The following is a 1,731-nucleotide window of genomic DNA, read 5'->3' on the forward strand; positions in this document are numbered from 1 at the left end:
AGCGCCGAATCCAATGTTTGCGCAACCATTTAGACGTATGGCGCATAACGGTGAGTTGAACACTGACCGTAAAAATCGACTGAGTGAAGATGCGATTGCACGTTCGCATAATCGAGAAATTATTTTCCCAGAAGGTCAGTCAGATTCTGCACGTCTTGACCAAACACTGGCTCGCCGCATCATAGAAGACCGTCTCGATATTGACGAAGCTTCCCTAATGATGATGCCGCCGGCATGGGAGAACGACGAGCGTATTCAAGGAAATCAGCGTGACATGCTTGAGTACTTCGCGCTTTCTGAAGAGAAGAATGACGGCCCAGCGGCACTTATCTTTAGTGATGGTGTAAAGGTTGGTGCGCGTCTTGACCGCTTAGGTCTACGACCTTTGCGAAGCGTTGAAACCAATGATTACTTAGCTGTGATGAGTGAAGCAGGGCAAATTGATTTTGCACCTGAGTCAATCATTCGTCGCGGACGTATTGAAGCTGGTGGTATGGTCTTGTTTGACCATGAGCGTAAGTGTATTGAGTATACGAACGATGTACTTGAACGTCTTTCGGACGAGCAAGACTATGGCCTTTTGTTAGAACAGGCGCGTATTCGTTTAAGCGATCTACATCCTGTCGCTCTAAGTGAAGTTGAAGTGCCGGGCAAACTAAGTGTTTCAGCCTTGCACGTGGCCTATAGCATGAACCAAGAGAGCTTTAAGTTCTTGCTTGATCCAATGCTGCAAAATGGCGGGGAAAAAATTTCAGCAATGGGTTATGGCCTAGCGCCAAACAGCTTCGCTAAAGAAGAAGGTGGCATGTCGCGCTTCTTCTCGCAGCGCTTTGCTCAGGTGACGAACCCTCCTCTTGATAGTATTCGTGAAGCGGACGGAATGACTTTGCGTGTATCGCTTGGCGCGAAACCCAACTTTGCTCAAAAAGGTGCCAAGCAGCTGACCTTACCCTCGCCTATTTTGCAACCTCAGCACCTTAAACAGATTGAGAAACAAGATGTTCTTCGTGTAGAGCGTGTTGAAACCTTATATGAGGTTGACTTGAATGACGCGACAAACAATCTAATCAAGCTTGAAGAAGCATTAGAGCGAGTTTGTAGTCACGTTGAGGCCTTAGCTCGAAATAACTGGGATATCATTGTTTTAAGTGACATCAACGTGAGTCATCATAAGGCCGCATTGCCTGCAGTATTGGTTGCTTCGGCTGCGAATCAACGCTTGATCAAACAAGGCCTGCGTTTTAACTCGAGCCTGCTGTTTGAAACAGGTCAGGCGGTAAGTACGCATGACGTTGCTTGTTTGCTTGGCTTTGGTGTCTCGGCTGTGTGTCCCTTGACCGTATTCTATCGCGCGTGCGAGCTTCATGGTGACCATGCAGCGGTTGAAGTTGCGCTTGGCAAGTATCAAAAAGCAGTCGAAAAAGCCTTGATGAAGACCATGGGTAAGTTTGGTCTCTGTACGGCTGAAAGCTATATCGGTGGTGAGTTCTTTGAATCGAACTTCCTTGATACTGAAGACGCTAAACTTAAGCAAATTTTCCCGAACATCCATGCGCCAGTTGGAGGCGTACGGTTTGCCGACATCGCACAAAGTGCAGCCGACTGGCATGCGCGTGTTGCAGATATTCAAAGCGAAAATGAGATTCCGCTACTGGGCTTGTTTAAAGAGCGTTCTGACGGTGCTGGTCACAGCTTTGGTACAACCGCTGTGCGTGAATTCGTCAATATGAC

The 1,731-nt window shown here is 47.7% G+C and carries 1 protein-coding gene; it reads left to right on the forward strand.

Features of this window, described 5'->3' with window-relative positions; translation table 11 throughout:
• Nucleotides 1-13: 13 nt before the first annotated feature.
• Nucleotides 14-1,731, forward strand: a 1,718-nt coding sequence (locus tag A3738_RS12410) for a glutamate synthase central domain-containing protein (protein ID WP_231876641.1), incomplete at its 3' end; no start/stop codon positions are given.

This window comes from Oleiphilus sp. HI0066, assembly GCF_001635725.1.